At 53.5% G+C, this 26,631-nt stretch carries 10 protein-coding genes; 7 read left to right on the top strand and 3 right to left on the bottom strand.

The features are described 5' to 3' along the window. The first annotated feature begins 1 nt into the window (after window position 1). Window positions 2-20,074 carry an ESPR-type extended signal peptide-containing protein gene (locus RIN69_RS19265; protein WP_313853835.1) on the top strand — a complete coding sequence of 6,691 codons (20,073 nt, stop codon included), beginning with the start codon at window positions 2-4 and terminating at the stop codon, window positions 20,072-20,074. A gap of 105 nt (window positions 20,075-20,179) precedes the next feature. Here RIN69_RS19265 and RIN69_RS19260 read toward each other — a convergent pair whose 3' ends face one another. From RIN69_RS19260 to RIN69_RS19250, 3 genes are all read right to left on the bottom strand, one after another. Beyond that, entirely contained in the window at window positions 20,180-20,536 is a 357-nt protein-coding gene (locus tag RIN69_RS19260; protein ID WP_313857810.1) for a hypothetical protein, read from the bottom strand. A gap of 338 nt (window positions 20,537-20,874) precedes the next feature. After that, on the bottom strand, window positions 20,875-21,909 hold the full coding sequence (locus tag RIN69_RS19255; protein ID WP_313853834.1) for a phage integrase: 1,035 nt from the start codon (window positions 21,907-21,909) through the stop codon (window positions 20,875-20,877). Next, on the bottom strand, window positions 21,909-22,484 hold the full coding sequence (locus RIN69_RS19250) for a phage repressor protein CI (RefSeq protein ID WP_313853833.1): 576 nt from the start codon (window positions 22,482-22,484) through the stop codon (window positions 21,909-21,911). Before RIN69_RS19250 ends, RIN69_RS19255 begins: the two co-directional genes overlap by 1 nt. A gap of 132 nt (window positions 22,485-22,616) precedes the next feature. Here RIN69_RS19250 and RIN69_RS19245 point away from each other — a divergent pair, with 132 nt between their 5' ends. From RIN69_RS19245 to RIN69_RS19220, 6 genes are all read left to right on the top strand, one after another. After that, window positions 22,617-22,880: a hypothetical protein gene (locus tag RIN69_RS19245; protein ID WP_313853832.1), complete on the top strand. Its 264-nt coding sequence runs from the start codon at window positions 22,617-22,619 to the stop codon at window positions 22,878-22,880. Window positions 22,881-22,982: 102 nt separating this feature from the next. Further along, window positions 22,983-23,321 (top strand): DUF5347 domain-containing protein, encoded by a 339-nt coding sequence (locus RIN69_RS19240; protein WP_313853831.1) that lies wholly within the window; start codon window positions 22,983-22,985, stop codon window positions 23,319-23,321. A gap of 67 nt (window positions 23,322-23,388) precedes the next feature. Then, on the top strand, window positions 23,389-23,616 hold the full coding sequence (locus tag RIN69_RS19235) for a DUF2732 family protein (RefSeq protein ID WP_313853830.1): 228 nt from the start codon (window positions 23,389-23,391) through the stop codon (window positions 23,614-23,616). Further along, window positions 23,616-23,837, top strand: coding sequence for a TraR/DksA family transcriptional regulator (locus RIN69_RS19230; protein WP_313853829.1), 222 nt, complete (start codon window positions 23,616-23,618; stop codon window positions 23,835-23,837). Before RIN69_RS19235 ends, RIN69_RS19230 begins: the two co-directional genes overlap by 1 nt. A 1-nt stretch (window position 23,838) precedes the next feature. Next, window positions 23,839-26,031 (top strand): replication endonuclease, encoded by a 2,193-nt coding sequence (locus RIN69_RS19225; RefSeq protein WP_313853828.1) that lies wholly within the window; start codon window positions 23,839-23,841, stop codon window positions 26,029-26,031. 137 nt (window positions 26,032-26,168) lie between these two features. Next, on the top strand, window positions 26,169-26,609 hold the full coding sequence (locus RIN69_RS19220; RefSeq protein WP_313853826.1) for a DinI-like family protein: 441 nt from the start codon (window positions 26,169-26,171) through the stop codon (window positions 26,607-26,609). Window positions 26,610-26,631: the final 22 nt, after the last annotated feature.

The following is a 26,631-nucleotide window of genomic DNA, read 5'->3' as shown; positions in this document are numbered from 1 at the left end:
TATGAACAAGGTTTACAAGGTTATCTGGAATACATTGCTGGGTATATGGGTTGTCGCCAGCGAGTTAGCTAAAGGTAAACAAAAATCTTCCAGTCAGGGGCAAGGTAGCCGCGCACAAAGAAAAACGGCGAAAAGGCTGGCAAACGCATTTATGCTTGTAGGATTATTCGCCGCCCAGCCTGTTTTTGCCGCCGATGCCTGCGAAGTCGGTACAGCAAAGGAGTTAGGCGCCGCATTAAACAACAATGACTGTACTGATATTACCCTGACAGCAGATATTAACCTTGCAGACTACCGTGACGGAGCGCTCTATTCAGGTGCCAGTAATGTTCCTGGCGGTACCGGATTAAATAATAATACCACTAAATTTGATTTTGGTACCCGTACGGCGATTACCCTTGACGGCGGGGCAGCTAAGTACGGTATCAGTAACGGTAATAACCAAGCTTATCGTTTTGCGGTACGCGGTGGCGATGCTGATAACCAGGTTACTTTTACAATCAAAAATGCGAACTTGACCACTACGGCCGCCGCCAATAATGCTAACCACTTTTTCGCCAGCGTTGGCGATAGTGGTTCTAACGTGAATGTTGTCTTTGATAATATCCAGGGTATTCCTAATTCGACGCTGGCCTTAATGACCTATGGTTCAGGTGCCAATGATGGGGTTGCCTATCGCAGAACGAGTACCAGTTATTCTACCAGCTCTTACGGTAATACATTAAACGGATATGATGCAAATTATAAACGTGGCTATACCTACAACCAGAATATTTATAGCAAAGTCACTGTTGGAACATTTTTAGGGAATAATGCCAGTAATCCATTTAATAGCGTAACTTATAAACAGTGGATAAATGGCAGTAAAATTGATTTTACCGGGACGCTGGATTTTTACGGTACGGGTGCTAATAATGCCTATTCTTATGTTTTTTGGAATAATACCAATGATTTACTGCAAAACCAGCTAACTTTTAAAACCGGTTCTGATGTTTCTTTTAATCTTGATGCCAACACCAAACTGACGACCGGGGATGGAAATGGCCAGGGTTATTCATATGCTTTTGAAGATGGTTCCAGTTTCAAATTATGGAGCAAACAGAACGTATTTGGCAGCGTCACTGGTAATAATGTTGGCCTGGAAATTGGTAGTTACAATAAAGACACCAAAGAATTTGGTTCCGGGGCGAAAATTATCTATGCTGGAGTTAATGGTGCCCAGCTTGCAGGTGACGGCATTACTAACTTGGGTGGAAAAAACTACAGAATTAGCAACTCTCTCTATACTCACAGTATTATCAATAATGGCCAGTACAATGCCGGTGACATTATCTTTAACCTTGCTGAAGGTTCGCAGTTTAATGTGACCGGTATAGGTATTAATGTTCTCAAAAGCCAATATCTTAATGATGACTTAGACAAAGCAACAACGAATATTAACAACAGTGGAATCTATATCCGATCTGCCACGAATATTGACGCGGCAACCGGGATGAATATTGTCCACGATGGCAACGGTGAGGTGGTGATTAAAAATACCGGGGCTCTCACTACAACAACTTCGGGTATTACTATCAGCTCCGCATCTGGCAACAACATGAATGTGGATATGAGCAAAGGTGCAACGGATTCCAACTCTGGCGTGATTAACGCAACTTCTGGTACCGGCATTACCGCTGGGAGTTCGGCAACCGATAAGGTGGTATTAAATCTGACCGGAGGGGAAATCAATACCTCAGGCACCGCCAGCGCGGTAACCTTAAGTAATCCAACCAATACCGCAACCCATACCCTGAACGATCTCATCGTTAACCTCGGTGGCAGCGGTAATATGCTGGCTAAAGCCGATGCCGTTAAGGTTGCTCTCAGCAATGTGGTATTAAATATTAATAATCGTGTTGGGCTCAATAACCTGGCCGGCATTAACTTCCTCAGCAGCGAAAAAGGCAGTAATACCATCAACGTTGGCGGTACCGGAACCGGTATTGAGACGACTAACACTGCCATCTCAAATCTTAACAGCGAAGCGTTGCAAATTAACGTCAATGGCGCAGGTGTAGGCGTGGCAACGACCGGCGGCGGCGTTGATTTAACCGATCCGGGGCTGAATATCACGGTAAATAGTCCAGATGGAACGGCACTGACTATTGCCGATGGTGGCTCTAATACCACGACTATTGGCAGTAATGTCGCGCTGAACGCCACGGGTGCCACAGCGATTAAATTTTCCGGCGATGCTGCCAAGACTTTTGTTAACCAGGGCACAGTAAAAGGAACCGTCGACTTTACTGGCGATATGGCGCATACCCTTACCAATAATGGCATCTTAGACGGCGCGCTGACGGCAGGAAATGGCAACAACTCTCTGGTGTTGGGAGAAGGCTCGCAAAGCCTCGGCACCCTTACTTTCGGCAACGGTAATAATAATGTCACCATTAATAATGGTGCGCTGGTTAAGTCCATTTCCACCGGAAGTGGAAACGATACCTTTACGCTTAATGATTTAACCGGCAGTAATACATATTTAGGTACGATTGATGCGGGTACCGGGACCAATACGCTGAATATGAATCGCTCGCAAAGTGCACTCCAGACGGATACTGCGTTGCGAGGATTTACTAATATTAATCTGAGTGAGAATACCGATCTTACCCTGACATCGCAGAATAATATTACCGGTGGTACGGTGTTGCTGGATAACAGCAGTAAGCTGCAGTTTGGCAACGGTTATAACGGCAACTTCAGCGCAACTCTTGGCCATGTATCCGACGGCGACGGCAGTATTATCGTCAACAATGGTGCTGCTGTGACGCTCGCCAATTCCGGTATTAATGCCTTTACCGGCGGCTGGAGCGTTAATAATGGTGCTTCACTCACCGCTACCCGTGGCGATCAAATTGCCAACAGCAGCGGCTTCGCTTTATCCGGTGTGCTGAATCTGAATGGACTCACGTCCCTGAATAACGCCCTCACCGGGGCAGGCACATTGAATATTAATGCTGTTAATCAGGCATTTAACTTCGGCAGCACCACAGGTAATGCGTTTACCGGTAATGTTAGCCTGAAAGATACGGCACTGGCCTTATCCGGTACCAATACTGCGGCTTTACAGCGCGCCACGTTGACCAGCGGTAGCGGCAGTGTTGTGACGGTAGGTGCAAGCGATCAGACCATCGGGAATATGACCCTGAATGGCGGAACCACGGCTTTCGATACCGGTAATATCAATACCAGCACGCTCTCTGTGGCGCAGCAAAGTGCCGTTCAGGTCAATGCGGATGGCATTCTGGAAGGGAATCTGCTGGATCAGGATGAAAGCAGCACGCGTAAGATAATCAACAGCACCAATACCTTGACCGCAGGCCAACTGGCTCTCCTGACATTGCAAAATGCACAGGGCGATGCGCTGGGTAATGGTACGCAGCTGGCGATTAGCCAGAATGGCGATGAAGTCGCCAACGGGACCTATAACTATGCTTTGTCCGGCAGTGGGGGCGGTCTTACGGTTACTGCTCAACTGATTAAACTGGCGCTGGCGGCAAACAGAACGCTGGTGCTTGATACAGAAAATGCGGCAAAACAATTTGGTGCACAAATTACCGGTAGCGGTAATCTGGAGTTAAACGCGGGTACGGGCGCACTGACGCTGAGTAGCCAGACCAATAACTATACCGGCAACACGGCAATTAACAGCGGTACGGTCGTGGCTGGTGAAAATAATGCGTTGGGAGCGACAACCGGGCTGGGTACTAAGTCCGGGGCGACATTTAATCTGAATGGTAAAAGCCAGACGATCGATGGAGCGCTCGCAAACGCAGGTCAGATAATTGTTGGTAACAGTGGTTCTCTTACTAGCGGTATATTATCTAATACCGGTGTAGTGAATATCGGCGGCGGCATGCTGACGCTGAATAATGGCGGTAGCTCCAGCGCCGCTGGCGGCCTGACCGGAAACGGTAACCTGGTGGTATCGGGCGGCGAGCTTGCTGTTTCCGAAGCTAACGCCGGTCTTGCCGGTAATACCACGATTAATCAGGACGCGGCCGTAACCTTAACGGATACCGGAACGCTTGGCAGCACGGCGGTTGGCATTGCCAGCGGCGGTACACTGAACCTGAATGCGGATCAGACGCTGGCGAACGTGCTAAGTGGTGGCGGGGCGATCAACACCGGCGGCAAAGTCATTCTCAGTGCAGATAATACCTTCAGTGGTACCCATACCATCGGCAAAGGTGCCGAACTCACCATTTCCAAATCCGCTAACTTAGGTAGCGAAGCGGCAACCGTCAACCTGAGTGATGCTGACTCGCAGTTTGTATTAAATGGGCTAAGCGGCGCTATCAGGAATGTTTTGTCCGGCACAGTAGGTAGCACCGTAGCCTTAAACAACGCGGGCAATGCCACGCTGGCAGGTAATAACGTTAATTTCCGCGGGATTTATGCCGTTAATGAAAACAGCACGCTGACGATTGGCGAAGCAAATAATCTCGGAGCGAGTAATGCTTCGGTACTGCTTGGCGGAACGGGTAATGCGCTGAATTTGGCCAGGTACGGCGGTGTATTTAATCATAAGGTGAACGGAACCGGCACTCTGTCCCTGACCGATACCTCAAATGTGACCTTGAATAACGCGGATCTACTGGCGGCAGGCGTTGGTATTAATATTGGCGATGACAGTGAACTCAGCCTGGTAAATTTAAACACCTTCAACCAGGCGCTTAGCGGCGATGGCGTGCTGAATATTAACAATAATAAGCAATCATTTAATTTCGGCGTTGATACCGGCAGCACCTATGCCGGTACGGTCAATCTGACTAATGTACTGTTCGGTCTTTCGGGCAATAACGCCACCGCTCTGACAGATTCAACCCTCAATGTTGGCGATGGCTCGACGCTCAGCGTGGGTGCTGGTACGCAGACTATCGGCAATATGACGCTTGCCAGCGGAACAACCGTATTTTCCTCAGGCAATATTGCCACCGATAATCTCGATATTACTGATAACAGTGTAATTCAGGTCACGCCTGGCGAGGTAATGCCCGGCAATCTGCTGGATCAGGATGAAGAGATCTCGCGAAAGCTAATTAACAGCAGCAATAGCTTGTCGTCGCAAGAACTTGCCAGACTGACGCTGCAAAACGCCCAGGGAGAAGCACTGGGGAATGGCGCTCTGATTGCGATAACTCAAAATGACGATACGGTTGCACAAGGGACCTACAACTACGACCTGTCGGGCATCGGCGGCGGCCTGAGCGTTACAGCGCAGCTGGTTAAACTGGCGCTGGCGACGGGCAAAACGCTGGCGCTGGATACCGCGGGGGCCACCTCGAAGAACTTCAGCGCGCTGATCACCGGAGCGGGTAACCTGGCGCTGAATGCCGGTAGCGATATGCTGACGCTGAATAACGCCGGTAACGACTATACCGGCAGCACGACAATCAACAGCGGTACGGTGGTGGCGGGCAGCAATAATGCTCTGGGGAAAACCTCGCTGCTGAGTACGCTTGCCGGTACGGCGTTTAACCTTAATGGTAAGTCGCAGACGCTGGGCGGGCTGAGTAATGCAGGCCAGATCACCACCGGCCAGAACGGTGCGCTGACCAGCGGCGCGCTGGCCAACACCGGCACGGTGAATATCGCCGGCGGTACGCTGACGCTGACAAATGGCGGTAGCTCCAGCGCCGCTGGCGGGCTGACCGGAAACGGTAACCTGGTGGTATCGGGCGGCGAGCTTGCTGTTTCCAAAGCTAACGTCGGTCTTGCCGGTAATACCACGATTAATCAGGGCGCGGCCGTAACCTTAACGGATACCGGAACGCTCGGCAGCGCGGCGGTTGGCATTGCCAGCGGCGGTACGCTGAACCTGAACGCGGACCAGACGCTGGCGAACGTGCTGAGCGGCGGGGGTAACATCAACACCGGAGCTAACGTCACCCTGAGTGCGGACAACACCTTCAGCGGGTCACACAGCGTGGGCGCGGACGGGGCGCTGACGATTTCGAAAGCGGGCAACCTCGGCAGTGAAGCGGCCACGGTCTCGTTAAGCAGCGCGGGCTCGCAGCTGGTGCTGAATGCGCTCAGCGGGGCGGTAAACAACGCGCTGTCCGGTGTGGCGGGCAGCACCGTCAGCCTGGCCGGCGGCAGCGAGGCGGCGCTGGGCGGCAATAACAGCAACTTCCTCGGCACCTATTCGGTCGGCGGCGACAGCACGCTGAGCGTGGGCAGCGCGAGTAATCTCGGCGCGGGTAGTGCTTCCGTCCTGCTTGGCGGCGCGGGTAATACCCTGAACCTGGCGGGCTACAGCGGCGCCTTCGGCAACCAGGTCGGCGGCGCGGGCCTGCTGTCGCTGAGCGACAGCGCGGATGTCACCCTGAACAGCAGCGGTAATCTTTCGTCGGATATCGGGGTGAATATTGCGGGCGGCAGCGCCCTGACTCTGGCGGGTCTTAATGCGTTTAATCAGGCGCTTACCGGGAGCGGCGCGCTTAATGTTAATGCCGCGACAGGAAACCCGGCATTTAACTTTGGCGACAACACCGGAAACAACTTTGCCGGTCAGGTAAATCTCAGCAATGCGCAGTTTATGTTGTCCGGCAACAATACCGCCAGCCTGAAGTCGGCGACGCTTGACGTCGGCGGCGGAGCGTCGGTGATCGTGGGCGCGGGCGCGCAGGCGGTGGGCAACCTGACGCTTGACGGTGGCACCACGCAGTTTACCGACGGCAGCAGCATCACCAGCGGCACGCTGGCGGTGGTGCAGGACAGCACCATCCGGGTGACCCCGGACGATGTCACCACCGGAAACCTGCTGGATCAGGATGACGGCACGCAGCGCAGGCTGATCGGCAGCAGCAATACGCTGAGCGCGGAAGATCTGGCAAAACTGACGCTGCAGGATGCCCAGGGCCAGGCGATTAAAACCGGCGTGGAGGTGGCGATTGACCAGGGCGATGGCACGGCGGCGACCGGGACCTACAACTACGACCTGTCGGGCATCGGCGGCGGCCTGAGCGTTACGGCGCAGCTGGTTAAGCTGGCGCTGGCAACGGGCAAAACGCTGGCGCTGGATACCGCGGGGGCCACCTCGAAGAACTTCAGCGCGCTGATCACCGGAGCGGGTAACCTGGCGCTGAATGCCGGTAGCGATATGCTGACGCTGAATAACGCCGGTAACGACTATACCGGCAGCACGACAATCAACAGCGGCACGGTTGTGGCGGGCAGCAACAACGCGCTGGGGAATACCTCACTGCTGAGCACGCTTGCCGGTACGGCGTTTAACCTCAATGGCAAGTCGCAAACGCTGGGCGGGCTGAGCAATGCAGGCCAGCTCACCACCGGCCAGAACGGTGCGCTGACCAGCGGCGCGCTGGCCAACACCGGCACCGTGAATATCGCCGGCGGTACGCTGACGCTGACAAACGGCGGCAGCTCCAGCGCCGCTGGCGGGCTGACCGGCAACGGCAGCCTGGTGGTGTCGGGCGGCGAGCTTGTAGTCTCCAAAGCTAACGCCGGTCTTGCCGGTAATACCACAATTAATCAGGGCGCGGCCGTAACCTTAACGGATACCGGAACGCTCGGCAGCGCGGCGGTTGGCGTTGCCAGCGGCGGTACGCTGAACCTGAACGCGGACCAGACGCTGGCGAACGTGCTGAGCGGCGGGGGTAACATTAACACCGGGGCTAACGTCACCCTGAGTGCGGACAACACCTTCAGCGGGTCACACAGCGTGGGCGCGGACGGGGCGCTGACGATTTCGAAAGCGGGCAACCTCGGCAGTGACGCGGCCACGGTCTCGTTAAGCAGCGCGGGCTCGCAGCTGGTGCTGAATGCGCTCAGCGGGGCAATTAACAATGCGTTGTCCGGTGTGGCGGGCAGCACTGTCAGCCTGACCGGCGGCAGCGAGGCGGCGCTGGGCGGCAATAACAGCAACTTCCTCGGCACCTATTCGGTCGGCGGCGACAGCACGCTGAGCGTGGGCAGCGCGAATAATCTCGGCGCGGATGCAGGCGTGCTGCTTGGCGGCGCGGGTAATACCCTGAACCTGGCGGGCTACCGCGGCGCCTTTGGCAACCAGGTCGGCGGCACGGGCCTGCTGTCGCTGAGCGACAGCGCAGATGTCACCCTGAACAGTACCGGTAATCTTGCGTCGGATATCGGGATTGATATTGCTGGCGGCAGTGCCCTGACTCTGGCGGGTCTTAATGCGTTTAATCAGGCGCTGACCGGCGGCGGTGCGCTGAACATCAATGGCAGCACGGGCTTTACCTTCGGCAGCAACACCGGAGATGCGTTTGCCGGGCGGGTTAACCTGAGCAACAGCCAGTTTGGCCTGACGGGCAACAATACCGCCAGCCTGAAGTCGGCGACGCTTGACGTCGGCGGCGGAGCGTCGGTGATCGTGGGCGCGGGCGCGCAGGCGGTGGGCAACCTGACGCTTGACGGCGGCACCACGCAGTTTACCGACGGCAGCAGCATCACCAGCGGCACGCTGGCGGTGGCGCAGGACAGCACCATCCGGGTGACCCCGGACGATGTCACCACCGGAAACCTGCTGGATCAGGATGACGGCACGCAGCGCAGGCTGATCGGCAGCAGCAATACGCTGAGCGCGGAAGATCTGGCAAAACTGACGCTGCAGGATGCCCAGGGCCAGGCGATTAAAACCGGCGTGGAGGTGGCGATTGACCAGGGCGATGGCACGGCGGCGACCGGGACCTACAACTACGACCTGTCGGGCATCGGCGGCGGCCTGAGCGTCACGGCGCAGCTGGTTAAGCTGGCGCTGGCGACGGGCAAAACGCTGGCGCTGGATACCGCGGGGGCCACCTCGAAGAACTTCAGCGCGCTGATCACCGGAGCGGGTAACCTGGCGCTGAATGCCGGTAGCGATACGCTGACGCTGAATAACGCCGGTAACGACTATACCGGCAGCACGACAATCAACAGCGGTACGGTGGTGGCGGGCAGCAATAATGCTCTGGGGAAAACCTCACTGCTGAGCACGCTTGCCGGTACGGCGTTTAACCTTAACGGCAACACGCAGACGCTGGGCGGGCTGAGTAATGCAGGCCAGATCACCACCGGCCAGAACGGTGCGCTGACCAGCGGCGCGCTGGCCAACACCGGCACGGTGAATATCGCCGGCGGTACGTTAACGCTGACAAACGGCGGCAGCTCCAGCGCCGCTGGCGGGCTGACCGGCAACGGCAACCTGGTGGTGTCGGGCGGCGAGCTTGCTGTCTCCAAAGCCAATGCGGGCCTGGCGGGGAACACCGCTATCGGATCGGGCGGGACGATAACCCTGAGCGACAGCGGAACGCTCGGCAGCGCGGCGGTTGGCGTTGCCAGCGGCGGTACGCTGAACCTGAACGCGGACCAGACGCTGGCGAACGTGCTGAGCGGTGCCGGGGCGATCAATACCGGCGGCAAAGTCACCCTGAGTGCGGACAACACCTTCAGCGGATCACACTCCGTGGGCGCGGACGGGGCGCTGACGATTTCGAAAGCGGGCAACCTCGGCAGTGAAGCGGCCACGGTCTCGTTAAGCAGCGCGGGCTCGCAGCTGGTGCTGAATGCGCTCAGCGGGGCGGTAAACAACGCGCTGTCCGGTGTGGCGGGCAGCACCGTCAGCCTGACCGGCGGCAGCGAGGCGGCGCTGGGCGGCAATAACAGCAACTTCCTCGGCACCTATTCGGTCGGCGGCGACAGCACGCTGAGCGTGGGCAGCGCAAATAATCTCGGCGCGGGTAGTGCTTCCGTCCTGCTTGGCGGCGCGGGCAATACTCTGAACCTGGCGGGCTACAGCGGCGCCTTTGGCAACCAGGTCGGCGGCACGGGCCTGCTGTCGCTGAGCGACAGCGCGGATGTCACCCTGAACAGTACCGGCAATCTTGCGTCGGATATCGGGATTGATATTGCTGGCGGCAGCGCCCTTACTCTGGCGGGACTCACCGATTTTAATCAACTGCTGAGCGGTAGTGGGGCATTTATTGTCGACGGCAATGATCAGAGCTTTAATTTTGGCGCCGGTACCGGAAGTGCGTTTAGCGGCAACATTATGCTCAACGATGTCACCTTTGATATTGCAAATAACAGTGGGGTATTGGGCAACGCTACCCTGACGTTGAATACTGGCAGCCTTTCAGATGTGGGAGAGAGTGACACTACCGTCGGTAACCTTAATCTCAATGGTGGAGAGCTGGCGTTCAGTGTTGTCGGGCCGCAAAGCGCAGCAGATGGCACGATTAAGACAGACAATCTGGCGTTGAATAGCGGCACGATTGCCGTAAATGGTGGAAATAGCTGGGAGAACTACGGGCCTGATGATTTAAAACTGATGCCTATTCTCGCCCAGGACTACGGCAATGTTCTGATGACATTAGTCGACGCCGATACCTTAACCGGCAAGTTAAAAGATATTGCATTAAAAATTAATGATGTCCTGGTGGTTACCCACGATCAGCGTATTTCAGAAACCATAACCCAGGACGGTGAAACGGCAGCAACTGCATACTATAACTTTGGGTTATCAGATAGCAGTGTGGCCGACGATCCGGGGCTATATGTGAAGTTCAGCATGGTCGGGCTGGATTTGATTTCTGATGGTGACAAAGGATTGCTGATTAAGGTTGAGGACAACCGTAGCGATCTTCAGGAACTTCGTTCACTCCTGAGCGGTAGCGGTGGATTAGTCATCGAAGGTGGCGATTATGGGCTGACTATCTCCAATAGCGATAACAGCTACAGTGGTACCACCATTCTGAAAAACGGACAGTTAATCCTGGGTGATAACAACGTCCTGGGTAATACCTCGCAGCTTGAGGTTTATCAGGGAGCTTCAACGTTGTTAAACGGTCATAGCCAGACGGTGGAAACGCTGGCGAACAGCGGTACGGTAGATATTACCGACGGCACGCTGACGCTGACGAACGGCGGCAGCTCCAGCGCCGCTGGCGGGCTGACCGGCAACGGCAACCTGGTGGTATCGGGCGGCGAGCTTGCTGTCTCCAAAGCTAACGCCGGTCTTGCCGGTAATACCACGATTAATCAGGGCGCGGCCGTAACCTTAACGGATACCGGAACGCTCGGCAGCGCGGCGGTTGGCATTGCCAGCGGCGGTACGCTGAACCTGAACGCGGACCAGACGCTGGCGAACGTGCTGAGCGGCGGTGGTAACATCAACACCGGGGCTAACGTCACCCTGAGTGCGGACAACACCTTCAGCGGGTTACACAACGTGGGCGCGGACGGGGCGCTGACGATTTCGAAAGCGGGCAACCTCGGCAGTGACGCGGCCACGGTCTCGTTAAGCAGCGCGGGCTCGCAGCTGGTGCTGAATGCGCTCAGCGGAGCGATTAACAATGCGCTGTCCGGTGTGGCGGGCAGCACCGTCAGCCTGACCGGCGGCAGCGAGGCGGCGCTGGGCGGCAATAACAGCAACTTCCTCGGCACCTATTCGGTCGGCGGCGACAGCACGCTGAGCGTGGGCAGCGCGAGTAATCTCGGCGCGGGTAGTGCTTCCGTCCTGCTGAACGGCGCGGGTAATACCCTGAACCTGGCGGGCTACAGCGGCGCCTTTGGCAACCAGGTCGGCGGCACGGGCCTGCTGTCGCTGAGCGACAGCGCGGATGTCACCCTGAACAGTACCGGCAATCTTGCGTCGGATATCGGGGTGGATATTGCTGACGGCAGTGCCCTAACTCTGGCGGGTCTTAATGTATTTAATCAAGCGCTTACCGGGAGCGGCGCGCTGAATGTTAATGCCGCGACAGGAAACCAGGCATTTAACTTTGGCGACAACACCGGAAACAACTTTGCCGGTCAGGTAAATCTCAGTAATGCGCAGTTTATGTTGTCCGGCAACAATACCCTGGCGCTGACTGATGCCAACCTGAATGTTGGCGGCGGCACGACGGTGAGTGTCGATGTGGATCCGCAGGCTATTGGTGGTCTGACGCTGGGTGGCGGTACGACCAGGTTTACTTCCGATGGATATATTGAATCCGGCTCGCTGGATGTGACCGATAGCAGCATTATTCAGGTGCAAAACAACCTGTCGCTGGGCGATAACTTACTGGAGCAAAGCAACGGCGAATCGCGCGTGCTGGTGAACAGTAAGGCATTGAGCGCTGAGGAGCTGGCAAAACTCTCATTACAGGATTTGGATGGCAATTCGCTGACGAACAATACCGAAGTGGGTGTTATTCAGAGTGGCGCGACGGTGGCTGAAGGCTTCTATAATTTTGCCCTGAGCGCTGACAGCGGCATAAGCGTAGTGGCGAGGCTGGTGAAACTGGCTCTGCTCGCTGATAAGACCCTGGAACTTAATACTGCCAATACTTCCGAAGCGGCAAAAACCTTTACTGCTCAAATTACCGGTAACGGTAACCTTGCGCTTAATGCCAATAGCGAAAGTCTGAGGCTGAGTAATACGGAAAATGACTATACCGGCAGCACACTCATTAAGAGCGGAACCCTGGTCGCTGGAAGTAATAATGCGCTGGGGAACACCTCACAACTGAGCGCGCTTGCTAATACTCTCTTTGATCTCAACGGTAAATCCCAGTCCCTGGGGGCGCTGATTAATGCCGGTACGATTAAGGTGGGTGCGGATGGTGCGTTGACGATTAATAAAGACGACACCACAGGCAAAACCGGCGAATTCAATAATACGGGAGTGGTCGATATTGGCGACGGCACGCTGACGCTGACGAACGGCGGCAGCTCCAGCGCCGCTGGCGGGCTGACCGGCAACGGCAACCTGGTGGTATCGGGCGGCGAGCTTGCTGTCTCCAAAGCTAACGCCGGTCTTGCCGGTAATACCACGATTAATCAGGGCGCGGCCGTAACCTTAACGGATACCGGAACGCTCGGCAGCGCGGCGGTTGGCATTGCCAGCGGCGGTACGCTGAACCTGAACGCGGACCAGACGCTGGCGAACGTGCTGAGCGGCGGTGGTAACATCAACACCGGGGCTAACGTCACCCTGAGTGCGGACAACACCTTCAGCGGGTTACACAACGTGGGCGCGGACGGGGCGCTGACGATTTCGAAAGCGGGCAACCTCGGCAGTGACGCGGCCACGGTCTCGTTAAGCAGCGCGGGCTCGCAGCTGGTGCTGAATGCGCTCAGCGGAGCGATTAACAATGCGCTGTCCGGTGTGGCGGGCAGCACCGTCAGCCTGACCGGCGGCAGCGAGGCGGCGCTGGGCGGCAATAACAGCAACTTCCTCGGCACCTATTCGGTCGGCGGCGACAGCACGCTGAGCGTGGGCAGCGCGAGTAATCTCGGCGCGGGTAGTGCTTCCGTCCTGCTGAACGGCGCGGGTAATACCCTGAACCTGGCGGGCTACAGCGGCGCCTTTGGCAACCAGGTCGGCGGCACGGGCCTGCTGTCGCTGAGCGACAGCGCGGATGTCACCCTGAACAGTACCGGCAATCTTGCGTCGGATATCGGGGTGGATATTGCTGACGGCAGTGCCCTAACTCTGGCGGGTCTTAATGTATTTAATCAAGCGCTTACCGGGAGCGGCGCGCTGAATGTTAATGCCGCGACAGGAAACCAGGCATTTAACTTTGGCGACAACACCGGAAACAACTTTGCCGGTCAGGTAAATCTCAGTAATGCGCAGTTTATGTTGTCCGGCAACAATACCCTGGCGCTGACTGATGCCAACCTGAATGTTGGCGGCGGCACGACGGTGAGTGTCGATGTGGATCCGCAGGCTATTGGTGGTCTGACGCTGGGTGGCGGTACGACCAGGTTTACTTCCGATGGATATATTGAATCCGGCTCGCTGGATGTGACCGATAGCAGCATTATTCAGGTGCAAAACAACCTGTCGCTGGGCGATAACTTACTGGAGCAAAGCAACGGCGAATCGCGCGTGCTGGTGAACAGTAAGGCATTGAGCGCTGAGGAGCTGGCAAAACTCTCATTACAGGATTTGGATGGCAATTCGCTGACGAACAATACCGAAGTGGGTGTTATTCAGAGTGGCGCGACGGTGGCTGAAGGCTTCTATAATTTTGCCCTGAGCGCTGACAGCGGCATAAGCGTAGTGGCGAGGCTGGTGAAACTGGCTCTGCTCGCTGATAAGACCCTGGAACTTAATACTGCCAATACTTCCGAAGCGGCAAAAACCTTTACTGCTCAAATTACCGGTAACGGTAACCTTGCGCTTAATGCCAATAGCGAAAGTCTGAGGCTGAGTAATACGGAAAATGACTATACCGGCAGCACACTCATTAAGAGCGGAACCCTGGTCGCTGGAAGTAATAATGCGCTGGGGAACACCTCACAACTGAGCGCGCTTGCTAATACTCTCTTTGATCTCAACGGTAAATCCCAGTCCCTGGGGGCGCTGATTAATGCCGGTACGATTAAGGTGGGTGCGGATGGTGCGTTGACGATTAATAAAGACGACACCACAGGCAAAACCGGCGAATTCAATAATACGGGAGTGGTCGATATTGGCGACGGCACGCTGACGCTGAATAACGGCGGAGCCTCTACGGTGGCAGGCGGACTTACCGGTAACGGCAATCTGGTGGTGTCCGGCGGTGAGCTTGCGATATCACAGGCGAACGCAGGGCTTGCTGGTACCACGTTGATTGATGAAGCGGGAACCCTCACGCTCAGCGATAGCGGTACGCTGGGTAACGCCGAGGTAGCCGTCGACGGGATGCTGAATCTGAACGTTAACCAGACGCTGGTAAACGTTCTGAGGGGCACTGGGGATATCAATACTAATGGCAACGTGACGCTTAGCGCAGAGAGTTCGTTCAAAGGAACACACCGCGTTAATAGTAACGGCATGCTGACGATATCTCAGGCTGCCAACCTGGGGAGTAGTGAGGCAAATGTCGCCCTGCAGGATGCAAGCTCTGCGCTGGTATTTGATGCCCTGAATGGTGAGCTTGGCCAGTCGCTTTCTGGCGTTTCCGGTAGCCAAATCAATGTCACCAAAGGCTCCGGCGCTATTCTGACCGGCGATAATGACGCGTTTAAAGGCACCTATAACGTTAGCGGCGAGAGTAGCCTGACGGCCAGTTTTACCAGCCAGCTTGGTGAAGAGGCCAGCGTGTTACTGGAAGCCGCAGGTGATGCATTAAACCTCTCAGAATACCGCGGTGATTTTGCTAATCAGGTCGCTGGCAAGGGGACGATATCGCTGACCGGGGGTTCATTGGTGGCGATGAACAGCATGGCGAATATCGGATCCGATATCGCCATGAGCATCGACAATAACAGCGAGCTGCAATTGTCCGATGTAGCCGAGTTTAATCAGGCGCTAAGCGGTAACGGTTCGCTGAATGTGAATGCCGGAAATCAGACGTTTAACTTCGGGGCGAATACCGGGGGAGCATTTACCGGTAGTGTCACTCTGCAAGATAGCACCTTCAATCTTAATCAAAATAACGTAACAGCCGTGGCTAATGCGGCGTTGACTCTGGGCCGGGACAGCATCACTAATGTTGGCAGTACCGACAGGTCGCTGAAAGATATCGATGTTAACGGCGGTAAGCTGGCATTCGAAGTCGATGCACCACAGTCAAAAGCGAATGGCATTATTAATGCTGAAACGCTGGCGCTGAACAGCGGCGATGTTGCTGTGACCGGTGATGCCGAGTGGGAAAACGTTGGCGTACCAGCGGCACCGGGTGTCTCGATTCTTGACCAGGATAGAGGCGAGGTGCTGATGACGCTGGTGAATGCCGGGGCGGTGACCGGTAATGTTAACAACATAAATTTGAGCATTAACGGTACGCCGGTTATCTCAGGCGATCAGGCGGTGCTCTCTGCCATTACTCAGGGCGATAAAACGGTTGCTAATGCCACCTATAGCTACGGCCTGACCAGTAACAACGGTGATGATACCGGGCTGTATATTAAGTATGGCCTGACGGCGCTTGAATTAGTGACTGATGGTACTGATGCGCTGTTGCTGGAAACCGGTGAAGCAGGTTCTAATCAGAGTTTAAATGCGTTGTTATCCGGCAAAGGTGGCCTGAATATCAATGCATCGAACGGGGCATTAACCCTCGCTAACGGTAAAAACAGCTACACGGGTGTTACGACGGTGAATCAGGGGGCGTTGCTGTTAGGGGCTGACAATGCGTTGGGCCAGACCTCTGAGCTAACTATTAAACAAGGGGCGACCACTTCCTTAAACGGTTTTAAACAGACCATCGGGGTATTGGATAACAGCGGCACGGTCTCACTGGATAACGGTGAACTGGTGTTAAGCAACGGCGGCCAGTCTGGCTCTGACGACGGATTAAAAGGCGAGGGGGCTATCACCGTAGCCGGTGGTGACCTGAGCATTTCTGGCGCGAATGACAATCTTAAAGGTAATACCTCAATCAATAGTGGAGCATCCATTACGCTAAGCGATAACGGTAACCTTGGCAGCAGTAAAGTTGACGTTGATGGTGCACTAAATCTGAATGCGGCTGGCTTAACGCTCGGAAATGCATTGAGCGGTGATGGGCGGGTGAATGTTAATGCGGCGACCACGCTAAATGGTAACAGCACCTTTACCGGTGAGCATCACGTTAGTGGGGATGGGTCGTTAACCATCACTCAGTCGAATAATCTGGGCGCAGATAAAGCCGGAGTTAATCTGGATGAAAGCGGTGCGTCTTTAGTGATGAACGGGCTGAGCGGTGCAATCAGAAATGCGTTGTCTGGCGTGCAGGACAGCGTTGTTGCGCTGACGAACAGTGCAAATGTGCAACTTACCGGAAATAACGATGGCTTCACAGGAAGCTATGCGCTTAACGGTAACAGTGCATTGACGGTGGGCTCGCTGAGCCAGCTGGGAAAAAACGCCAGCATCTCGCTTGCGGGTGCCTTTGATAAGCTCGTCCTGTCAGGCTATCAGGGAGTATTTAGCAATAAAGTAGCCGGAAATGGCGTGCTGACTCTTGCCGATGAGGCGAATGTTACATTCGGCGTTGGCTACCAGCTTGATAAGGCTGTTGGCGTGAACATTAACCGCAATAGCGCATTAACGCTTTCCGGTTTGAATCGCTTTGATCACGCGCTTGCAGGTAATGGCGCGCTGAATGTGACGTCAGGTGGTCCGCTGTTCTCGTTTGGTGAAGCAGCAGGCACGGCATTCGCCGGTAAGGTCGATTTGTCCGGCACTGGGTTGATATTAGGGAATAGCAATACCCTCGCGCTCACTAACGCTAACCTGACGCTTTCTGAAAATGGTCTGGTTAATGTGTCTGATGGCGTGCAGAAAATCGGTGGGCTGACCCTGAATAACGGCACGCTGAAGTTCGATAACATCGTTGATAATAACGGGCAATTTGTCTCTGAGGGAGTCATTGAGGCGGGCAGCATCGATGTGACCGGCGGCGGTGAAGTACAGGTGAATCTTCCGGCGAACGTCACGCCAGGGCTTGAAGGTAAGTCCTTGTTAGAACTCGATGAAGGGGAAATTATCGTCGATTTAGCGCGCGGTGATGCTAAAGGAAGCGGGCAGGAGTTGACGCTGACGGATGCGAACGGCCAGCCGATAACCCAATCTGTTCAGGCCGGGCTGACCAATGACGGGGCCAGCGCACCATCAGCCGTGGGATCGTTCGACTATGGCTTAACTACGGGTACCCGTCAGGATGGCCTGTATGTTAACTACGGCCTTAAAGCGATTGATCTGCTTGCGAAAGGCGTCGATGCGCTCAGGTTACAGGCTCTGGAAGCAAACAATGCTCTGCAATCCAACGGCATGTCGGCGAAGATTTCCGGTAGTGGCGACCTGGCTATTGAGGGCTTAACCGATGGCGCAATCCTCTCTTTAAGCAATGGCAATAATGACTATACCGGCGCGACGCTGTTGCGCCAGGGTGGCTTAAGGCTTGAAGCCAGCAATGCTCTGGGCTTAACCTCAGAGCTGGCGATGTCCGGCGGCACGCAGGTGGATATCAATGGTACCCGTCAGACCATTGGTCAGTTAAATGCCCAGGCTGACAGCCGGTTTAATCTTAATGGCGGTAACGTCACAATTAAAAATGGTGGTCAGGTCGATGGGCTTCTTACGGGGGCCGGTCAGCTGAGTCTGTCTGCGGGCACGCTTAACGTCAGCCAGGCAAACCGTTCATTTACCGGTAATACCGCGATTAGCAGCGCCGCCAGCGTGGTGCTGGCAGATGTCACAGGGCTGGGTTCCGGAAATATTGCCAACAAAGGCACGCTGACGCTTAACGGCGCTCAGGGTACCTTCGCCAATAGCCTGAGCGAGGCGGGTAACCTGCAGTTGCAGAACAAGGCAACGGTTCAACTGAGCGGTAACAACGCGCAGTACACCGGAGCATTTACTCTGGCAGAGGACACCACGCTTGCCGCCAACAAGGCAGAGCAATTGGGAGCCGGACGCGTAAGTAATGACGGCAAATTAATTCTGGATGTGGCCAATGACTGGAGCCTGAAAAACCTGATCGGCGGCAGCGGTGATCTGATTAAACAGGGTAGCGGTACGCTGAAGTTGCTTGAAAATGTGGTAACGGCGGGTAACACCATTATCGAAAATGGCATTATCCAGCTGGGTGAAGGCACGGTGAAAAATCAGGATGGGCAAACGATTTACGTTGCTGATACCCGGGCCAGAGCCCGCAATACGCAGGTTCCGGTTGTTCTTAACAGTAACGTGACCATTCAGGAAAATGGTGCGCTCGGTGGATTCGGGCGTGTCTCGGGGAATGTAGATAACGCCGGCCGTCTGATCATGTCCCATGCGCTAACCGGAGATAATTACGCAGACTTTACTGTCAACGGTAACTACGTTGGACAGAAAGGCAGCCGGATTATCTTTGATACCGTACTTGCCGGGGACGAGAGTACGACGGACCGTCTGGTGATTAACGGGGATACCAGCGGAGTCAGCAGCATTAAAGTCAACAATATTGGTGGCCAGGGGGCTTATACCAATAACGGTATCAGAATTATTGATATCTCAGGAAAATCTGGCGCTAACTTCGAGCTGGAAGGCCGCGTGGTTGCAGGCGCGTATGACTATAAACTGTATCAGGGTGGGGTGACGAATCCGTCCGACGGCGACTGGTATCTGCGCACCGAGAACCCGGATCGTCCGGAAGCGGGAAGTTATATCGCAAACCTCGCGGCGGCGAATACCATGTTCAATACCAGCCTGGAGAATCGTTCAGGAGAAACCTGGTATACCGATGCGATGACGGGTGAGAAGAAAGCGACCTCAATGTGGCTGCGTACCACCGGCAGCCACAACCGCTCTCGTGATTCCAGCGGGACCTTTAAAACGCAGGATAATCGTTTTGTGACGCAGTTGGGTGGCGACGTTTTCCGCTTCAGCAGCAACGAAAACGATCTGTGGCGCGTAGGGCTGATGACGGGCTATGCCAATAGCAGCAATAACACCATAACGTCGGGTTCAGGCAGCCGTTCTAAAGGCTCAGCGAAAGGTTACAGCGTGGGTACCTACGGAACATGGTTTGCTGATGAGAAGGCTCATACCGGTGCTTACGTGGATAGCTGGCTGCAATACAGCTGGTTTAAAAACGAAGTGAATGGTGAGGGACTGGCTCAGGAGAAATACGACTCAAAAGGCTTCACGGCTTCACTTGAAACCGGATATACCTTCTTTGCCGGTGCAAGTGAGCATTATAACTTCTACCTCCAGCCGAAAGCACAGGCTATCTGGATGGGCGTAAAAGCGGATGATCACAGAGAAGCCTCGAATACGCTGGTCTCAGGAGAAGGTGACGGCAATGTGCAAACGCGGCTGGGTATGAAAGCATTCCTTACCCAACCTTCTCAGGAAGAAGAGGCGCAATCTCAGAAATTCAAACCGTATATCGAAGCCACATGGATTCATAACAGCAAAGACTTTGCTGCGAAAATGTCCCATGAAACCACCGGTAGCCATACCTTTAAACAGGGCGGCGCAGGTAACGTTGCGGAGATGAAACTGGGTCTTGAGGGGGATCTCACCAACCGCCTCAATATGTGGGGCAATGTCGGCCAACAGGTCGGCAGTAAAGGTTACAGTGATACCACCGTAACATTTGGCGTGAAATATAATTTCTAAAACTGTCCGGCTTTTACGGCGGTGATTAAATGGCGGGATTTATCCCGCCATTTTTTTTGGTAATGATGCTAACGTGCGGATTACGGAATGTTTTAATTGTTTTAATTACCAACTCAGCGTTTCATTACTGGCTTTAAGATTCTGATCGTACATCATGCTTAGAGTTGAATAATTACACATATCAATCGCCCCCTCGCAATAATCTGCAATCACCTTATCGAGGATCTTTTTGTTATTAGCCTGCGTTAGTTTTTTAAAAGCGTTAAGGTTTTGTTTTTCCATCATGCGGAGGGTCGTGTCCTGGCACATATCAATTGCCCCCTCGCAATAATCTTTTTTGACTTGAGTCTGAATAAAATCGATTACCTCCTGCTTCTGCGCTTCTGAACCATCAAAATCCATCGGATTTACAAAGCCCGCGTTTGCGTAGAAAGTGGCAGTCAACAGTACAAAACCCAGCATATTTTTCACTCAAATTTCCTTTTTAAAGAAGTAAAACATGTATCAGCGCGTAATAATTTTAGCATTAACATGTTTTGTAATCATTGATCTGCACAGGCACGCTGGAGTGTTGGAGGGGGTGGCATAAAGTGTGCGGAGAGATATCGCTACTCAGAAATGGGGGAAATAAGAATCATTCATTAGACTGGCTTATTATAGGATTTCAAATCTAAACTTTGGTGGTCCTTCTGCTGAACTTGAAACAGCGAGCAGGCGATTATGAGTTCCTACAAGAACAATGGAAAAACAATACTTTACTCTATAAGTCATTGACTTAGATTGCCACTGTTTGCCAGTGATTACCCATTATCCGCCATTTCTGTCGCCACTTTACCGCCACTTACCGCCAGTGGATTGAACTTAACAGCATCCTCCAGATGGTCTGGAGCAAAGTGCGCATATCGCATCGTCATTTTTATATCTGTATGGCCAAGCACGCGCTGCAACACCAAAATATTACCGCCATTCATCATAAAGTGGCTGGCGAAAGTGTGGCGCAAAACGTGGGTCAGTTGCCCCGCCGGTAACTCGATATCTGTTCTTTCCAGAGCTGACCGGAACGCGCCATAACAATCACTGAATAACCGACCTTTTTTATCATCAGGCAGGGATTCATAAAGCGCTTGGCTGATTGGGACGGTGCGGTTTTTTCTGCCTTTCGTGTTGGTATAGGTGATTTTATATTTCGCGAGCTGGCTTTTTTTCAGGCTCTCGGCCTCAGACCAGCGAGCGCCAGTGGCGAGACAGATTCTTACCACGGCTTCTAAATCTGGATGGTGGTGCCGTTTGCATTCACCGAGCAGCAAAGCAATCTGATCCTGAGTTAGCCAGGCCATTTCCATCTCTTCCGTGCGGAAAGGGCGCATATTTTTCAGTGGATTTTCGCCTTTCCACTCTCCGAGACGGTTTAGCTCATTAAACACCGCGCGAAAGTAGGCCAGCTCAAGGTTAAGCGTGCGGGGCGATACTTCTTTTACCCTGTTTGAACGGGCATATTCACCCTTTAACCGCTTTTCCCGGTAGCGGGAAAACATCTGCGCATCGAAATCACGCGCAAGCGGTTCGCCCATACACTCAAAAGCATGGTGCATCGCTAACTGACGTTTTAGTCCGTCTTTCAGGGTAATGCCGTGTGCGCTGTACCATGCGTCAACCAGCTCTTTTAACGTGCGCCGGTCTTGTTTTTCTTCCTGCCACGGATTATGAACGGTGTACTGTTCAAAGGCCAACGCCTCGCCTTTGGTGGCGAATTTCTTTCTGATGCGTTTGCCTTTTGCCCCGTTAAGGTAAAGCTCACAAATCCAGCCTCCAGCCGGATTTTTACGGACCGCCATCAATTAACCTCGCTGTATATACCCACTACACGGCCAATCGTTTTTATCTCATCTATCCCACATTCAAACGGTACTTTACCGCCCGCAACGTGAAGTTTCTTGCCAGGTAGTAACGTCAATTCTTTGAGGCTGGTAGCGCCCTCAATATCAACCAGCCAAAGGCCATCAGAAAGTGAGGCATCTTGTTCGATAAAGTTAAGCTTTCCATCGGCCCGGACAGCAATACCTTTTGACATTTGCTTACTGAAAAAACTCGCATCGATACTCAATGGTGAGTTTTTTTCGAGCTTTCCATCACTCAGCGTGAATGATTCTATTGTTTTAGGATCCGTTGGTGCCGGTTTCCCGTCGTATTGGGAACCCTGCCCGGTCAGCAGCCATAGCAGGCTCGCGCCAGTTTCTAAAGCACATTGCACCGCGAAGTCATAAGAAACCGTTCCTCGCGCGTAGCGATTTTGCAGGGAGCTGGCTGCAATATTGAAGTGGCGAGCTAACTGGATTTTTTGTTTGAAACCATATACTTGACAGATTCTGTCCAGTAACTCGTCATTATTCACCTGAGTATCAAAGATCAATATTTATTCCTTTGAGTATTTACTAATACTCATTTGGGTATTAGTATCATTGCTAATTAGGACAATCACTGGCGGAAGTTGGCAAACAGAGGCCGTTGATTGCAAACATTGTCAAAATGGGAATCATGCAACATGGCTTCTGAAATCGCAATCATCAAAGTGCCTGCACCGATCGTTACTCTGCAACAGTTCGCAGAGCTTGAGGGTGTTTCTGAACGTACCGCTTACCGCTGGACCACCGGCGATAACCCGCGTGTACCTATCGAACCTCGTATTATCCGCAAAGGCTGCAAGAAAGCAGGCGGGCCTATTCGCATCTATTACGCGCGCTGGAAAGAAGATCAGTTGCGTAAGGCGTTGGGTCATTCCCGCTTTCAGCTCGTCATTGGTGCGTAATTCACTTTATGTGAATTTCATGGGGCGACATGTTTGATTTTCAGCTTGCCAGGCATTCAGGTTGCTCACTGGCTGGCCTCTCTACCAAAGCAGGGGGGAGTTATGGCTATTGAAGCCGTCTCGTTAACCGTTCCGCTAAAAGCGGGTGAGCGTCTGGTCGGTCTCAATCATGTGGCCGAGCTGCGCGCCAGATATTGGGGAGCTGGCTGGAAAGAGGTCGAACGTTTTGTCGATGATATGCGCGATAAACACGACTCGCAATTTGAGGAAAATAACCGAGCGTTGGCCGCTATCTTCTTTCTGGCAAAAATACCGGCGGCTCGTCATCAGCTCGAATTAAACGAGCTGACTACTGGCGAGAAAAAGGCGCTGATAACAGCGATGAATCATTTTCGCGCAATAGTGAGCTTATTTCCTAAACGGCTAACCATGCCGAACTAATCCAGACAGAAAATTAATGGCGTAAACCCGCCGGGCATTTTATTGCCTGAAATCAGGAGAGTTAATTATGCGTAATACCGAATCTCATCGTTTTATCACCGATAGAGATGCAATGGCCCTATTGCTGACAGACGCAAAAAACGAAGAGCGTAAAGACCGCGCGCGCGCAGTTTCAATCCGTCTTGAGGCGCTGGCTGTCCATATCACCGAAGAGGGCATGAGCGGTAAAGACGCCGCTGAACTGCTGCGCCGCGAAGCTTCTCGTTTTGAGAACGAATTACAGGAGCTGCACTGATGGCCGACGCAATGGATTTAGCACAACAGCGCGAGCAGGAAGACCGTGAGCGCCATATCAGCAATGCACGTAGCCGTATCGCGGCGCCGTTTCGTTTCCACTGCGAAGAATGTGATGCACCCATCCCGGAAGCTCGCCGCGTTGCGATTCCGGGCGTGTGTTTTTGTGTCACCTGCCAGCAAATCGCCGAACTCAAATTAAAACACTATCGGAGGGGATGAATTGGCTGTTCAATTCGCTTATCCGTGGAATGCTCCGCGGTCGGCAATCGCCAGCCCGTATCTTACCTATGAGCAACAGCACCGCCGCGACCGTATGTTTGCGGCGTTGCTGCATGCGAGAAAGATGTTTTCTCTCCAGCCCGAGTGCGTGCGTTTTGAGGTTTATCGCACCGCAGAGGTGCTGGAGCAAAATCTGGGCAGTCGACGCGCCAATGCTTTTTTAATCAGCTTTTGCAAAAAGGCATTGCCGCGTCTTGAACGGGTTGCGAAAAAATATCAATGCGCCGGTATCAACAGCAACGTATCAGCCGCTGTTTTCGGTGGTCATTTCGATACTCAGCTTATGCAATATCTGGCGTCACGCATGGTTAATATGGTCGCCAGATATAACCGGCTTCCGGATATGTCGCGCGCCGATATTGACCTGCTGGCCGCTGATATCGCTAATTTTATTCGTGGTGAGCTGGCCGACATTGATGATAACGGATTAAGCGAGCTCAAAACGCTGTACAGCTGGTACCTGCGCGCCGGCTTAATTTCCTTGCAATTCAACATCATTCCTCCGCACTGGGAGCGGGTGAAAAAGAAGTATGTCGCCGAAGATGAAATCGCACCGGCAGTCACCCGCATGTTTAATGAGGTTTGGTGGCGTGGCCGCCTGCGACGTGTTGCGGCTGCATGGTGCGAACATCTGCAAATCGCTGTCGGCAACGTCAGTAAGAAAAAGCACGCCTACGCGAGCAAAAAATGCGTGACAGACTGGCGCGAGCAGAAGCGCCGCACGCGCGAATTTCTTAAAGGTCTGGATCTCGAAGACGAAGACGGCAACCGCATCAGCCTGATTGAAAAATACGACGGCTCAGTCGCTAATCCTGCGATACGCCGCTGCGAGCTGATGACCCGTATTCGTGGGTTTGAAAATATCTGCAATCAGCTCGGTTACGTCGGAGAGTTTTACACCCTGACCGCGCCGTCTAAATATCATGCCACCACTAAAGCGGGCTACCGCAACAGCAAATGGAACGGAGCCAGCCCGGCGGACACCCAAGGCTATCTCACCGGGATGTGGGCGCGCATCCGGGCCAAGCTGCACCGGGAAGCGATCCGCATTTTCGGTATCCGCGTCGCCGAACCCCATCACGACGGAACCCCTCACTGGCACATGCTTATGTTTATGCTGCCGGAAGATGTCGAGCGCGTGCGCCTTATCATCCGAGATTATGCGTGGGAGGAAGATCGCGTTGAGCTGAAAAGCGATAAAGCCCAAAAAGCACGCTTCCACGCCGAGGCCATTGACCCGGAGAAGGGCAGTGCTACCGGCTATATTGCCAAATACATCTCAAAAAATATCGACGGTTATGCTCTTGATGGCGAAAGCGATAACGAAAGCGGTGAGCTGCTGAAAGAGACAGCTCCTGCCGTTTCAGCATGGGCGGCGCGCTGGCACATTCGTCAGTTTCAATTTATCGGCGGTGCGCCGGTAACGGTCTACCGTGAGCTGCGTCGTCTGGCTGATACCGAGACGGCGCACGGCCTGAGCGTCGAGTTTGCCGCTGTCCACGACGCCGCCGACGCCGGTGACTGGGCCGGTTATGTTAATGCGCAAGGTGGTCCGTTTGTCCGTCGCGATGATTTGCAGGTGCGCACGCTGTATGAATCACGCACCGGGTTTAATCAGTATGGCGAGGAAATGATCTGCATTCGTGGCGTGTACGATTCTACCGTTGGTGCAGGCACTCCGATTTTAACCAGGCTTACGCAGTGGAAAATTGTGCCGAAGCATGCCGTTGATTTAGCCGTTGACGTTAAGGGCGCTGCTGCGCCCTCTCGGAGTTCTGTCAATAACTGTACGGGAAGCGAACGTGCTCCACCGGCGCTGGATTTATCAAAGCCTCTGAATCAACGTGAAAGGCGGCAGTTAATCAATCGACTCAGAGACCAAAAGACGATTATCCGGCGAAAATTTATCCATGGAACGGATGATCAAAACGCCGCGATAGTGAGAAGTATCGATGAGATAAATCAGACCACCGGCATAGTCATCAGCCGGGGCGAAGCCCTGCATCTGATCAGGGGCGGTAAAAGCTGCTTTAACGGGAAATGGTGCACCGGTTCGCAACACGGCGAAATATTTTTCGCAGCACCATTACATCCGACAAAGGGGATGAAAACCTCAGCCTTGTTGCGGTCTTAGAGGTTTAACTCTTAAAAGAAAGCAGCTTATAGCCATCGATATCATGTACATACATCGTATTTCACACGAATTTTTCTTCACACAAATTGATACCAGTGCTACTGTATGTTTATACAGTATCTCGTGATGGAGGTTGTGTGGACAGAGAGTTAAGCAAGCACGTTATGATTGAGCGGGTCGAAATGATTGCGCGTCTGACGGCTGAAGGTACTTGTCAGGAAAGAGACCGTGAAATTGCATTGAATTTGATAGCGGAGATAGCAAGAGGGAACTTGATGAAAAACAATGATTTTTCAGTGGTTTTCTCTGCAACGCCTGTCGAAGAACGATTAAAAAGAGCGGGCGAAGTTAGGGTAAATATCACGCTGGATAAAGATCATAAGATAGGTCAGCCGGTAATTGACGCTTTTCAATGCGAATTGACCAGGCGAATACAGTCTGTTTTTCCATTTACGTGTGTCACCGTCAAAAAAGGCTCCATGACCGGCGTTGAGCTGGTGGGGTTTGATGAAGATTCAGACCGTGAGTCGTTGGATAATATTCTTCAGGAAGTTTGGGAAGATGAGAGCTGGCGTTAGTTTCTGAAAAATTTGCAAACTG

Origin of the sequence: Winslowiella toletana (assembly GCF_032164335.1) — a bacterium.
Classification (GTDB): domain Bacteria; phylum Pseudomonadota; class Gammaproteobacteria; order Enterobacterales; family Enterobacteriaceae; genus Erwinia; species Erwinia toletana_A.
Note: the sequence above shows the minus strand (reverse complement) of the source record. Positions and strands in the feature narration are given on the sequence as shown.

Excerpts from the sequence above, each read along its gene's own strand:
- RIN69_RS19235 (WP_313853830.1), top strand. The coding sequence starts at position 23,389 with ATGCGTAATACCGAATCTCATCGTTTTATCACCGATAGAGATGCAATG.
- RIN69_RS19255 (WP_313853834.1), bottom strand. The coding sequence starts at position 21,909 with ATGGCGGTCCGTAAAAATCCGGCTGGAGGCTGGATTTGTGAGCTTTAC.
- RIN69_RS19230 (WP_313853829.1), top strand. The coding sequence starts at position 23,616 with ATGGCCGACGCAATGGATTTAGCACAACAGCGCGAGCAGGAAGACCGT.
- RIN69_RS19240 (WP_313853831.1), top strand. The coding sequence starts at position 22,983 with ATGGCTATTGAAGCCGTCTCGTTAACCGTTCCGCTAAAAGCGGGTGAG.
- RIN69_RS19245 (WP_313853832.1), top strand. The coding sequence starts at position 22,617 with ATGGCTTCTGAAATCGCAATCATCAAAGTGCCTGCACCGATCGTTACT.
- RIN69_RS19260 (WP_313857810.1), bottom strand. The coding sequence starts at position 20,536 with ATGCTGGGTTTTGTACTGTTGACTGCCACTTTCTACGCAAACGCGGGC.
- RIN69_RS19265 (WP_313853835.1), top strand. The coding sequence starts at position 2 with ATGAACAAGGTTTACAAGGTTATCTGGAATACATTGCTGGGTATATGG.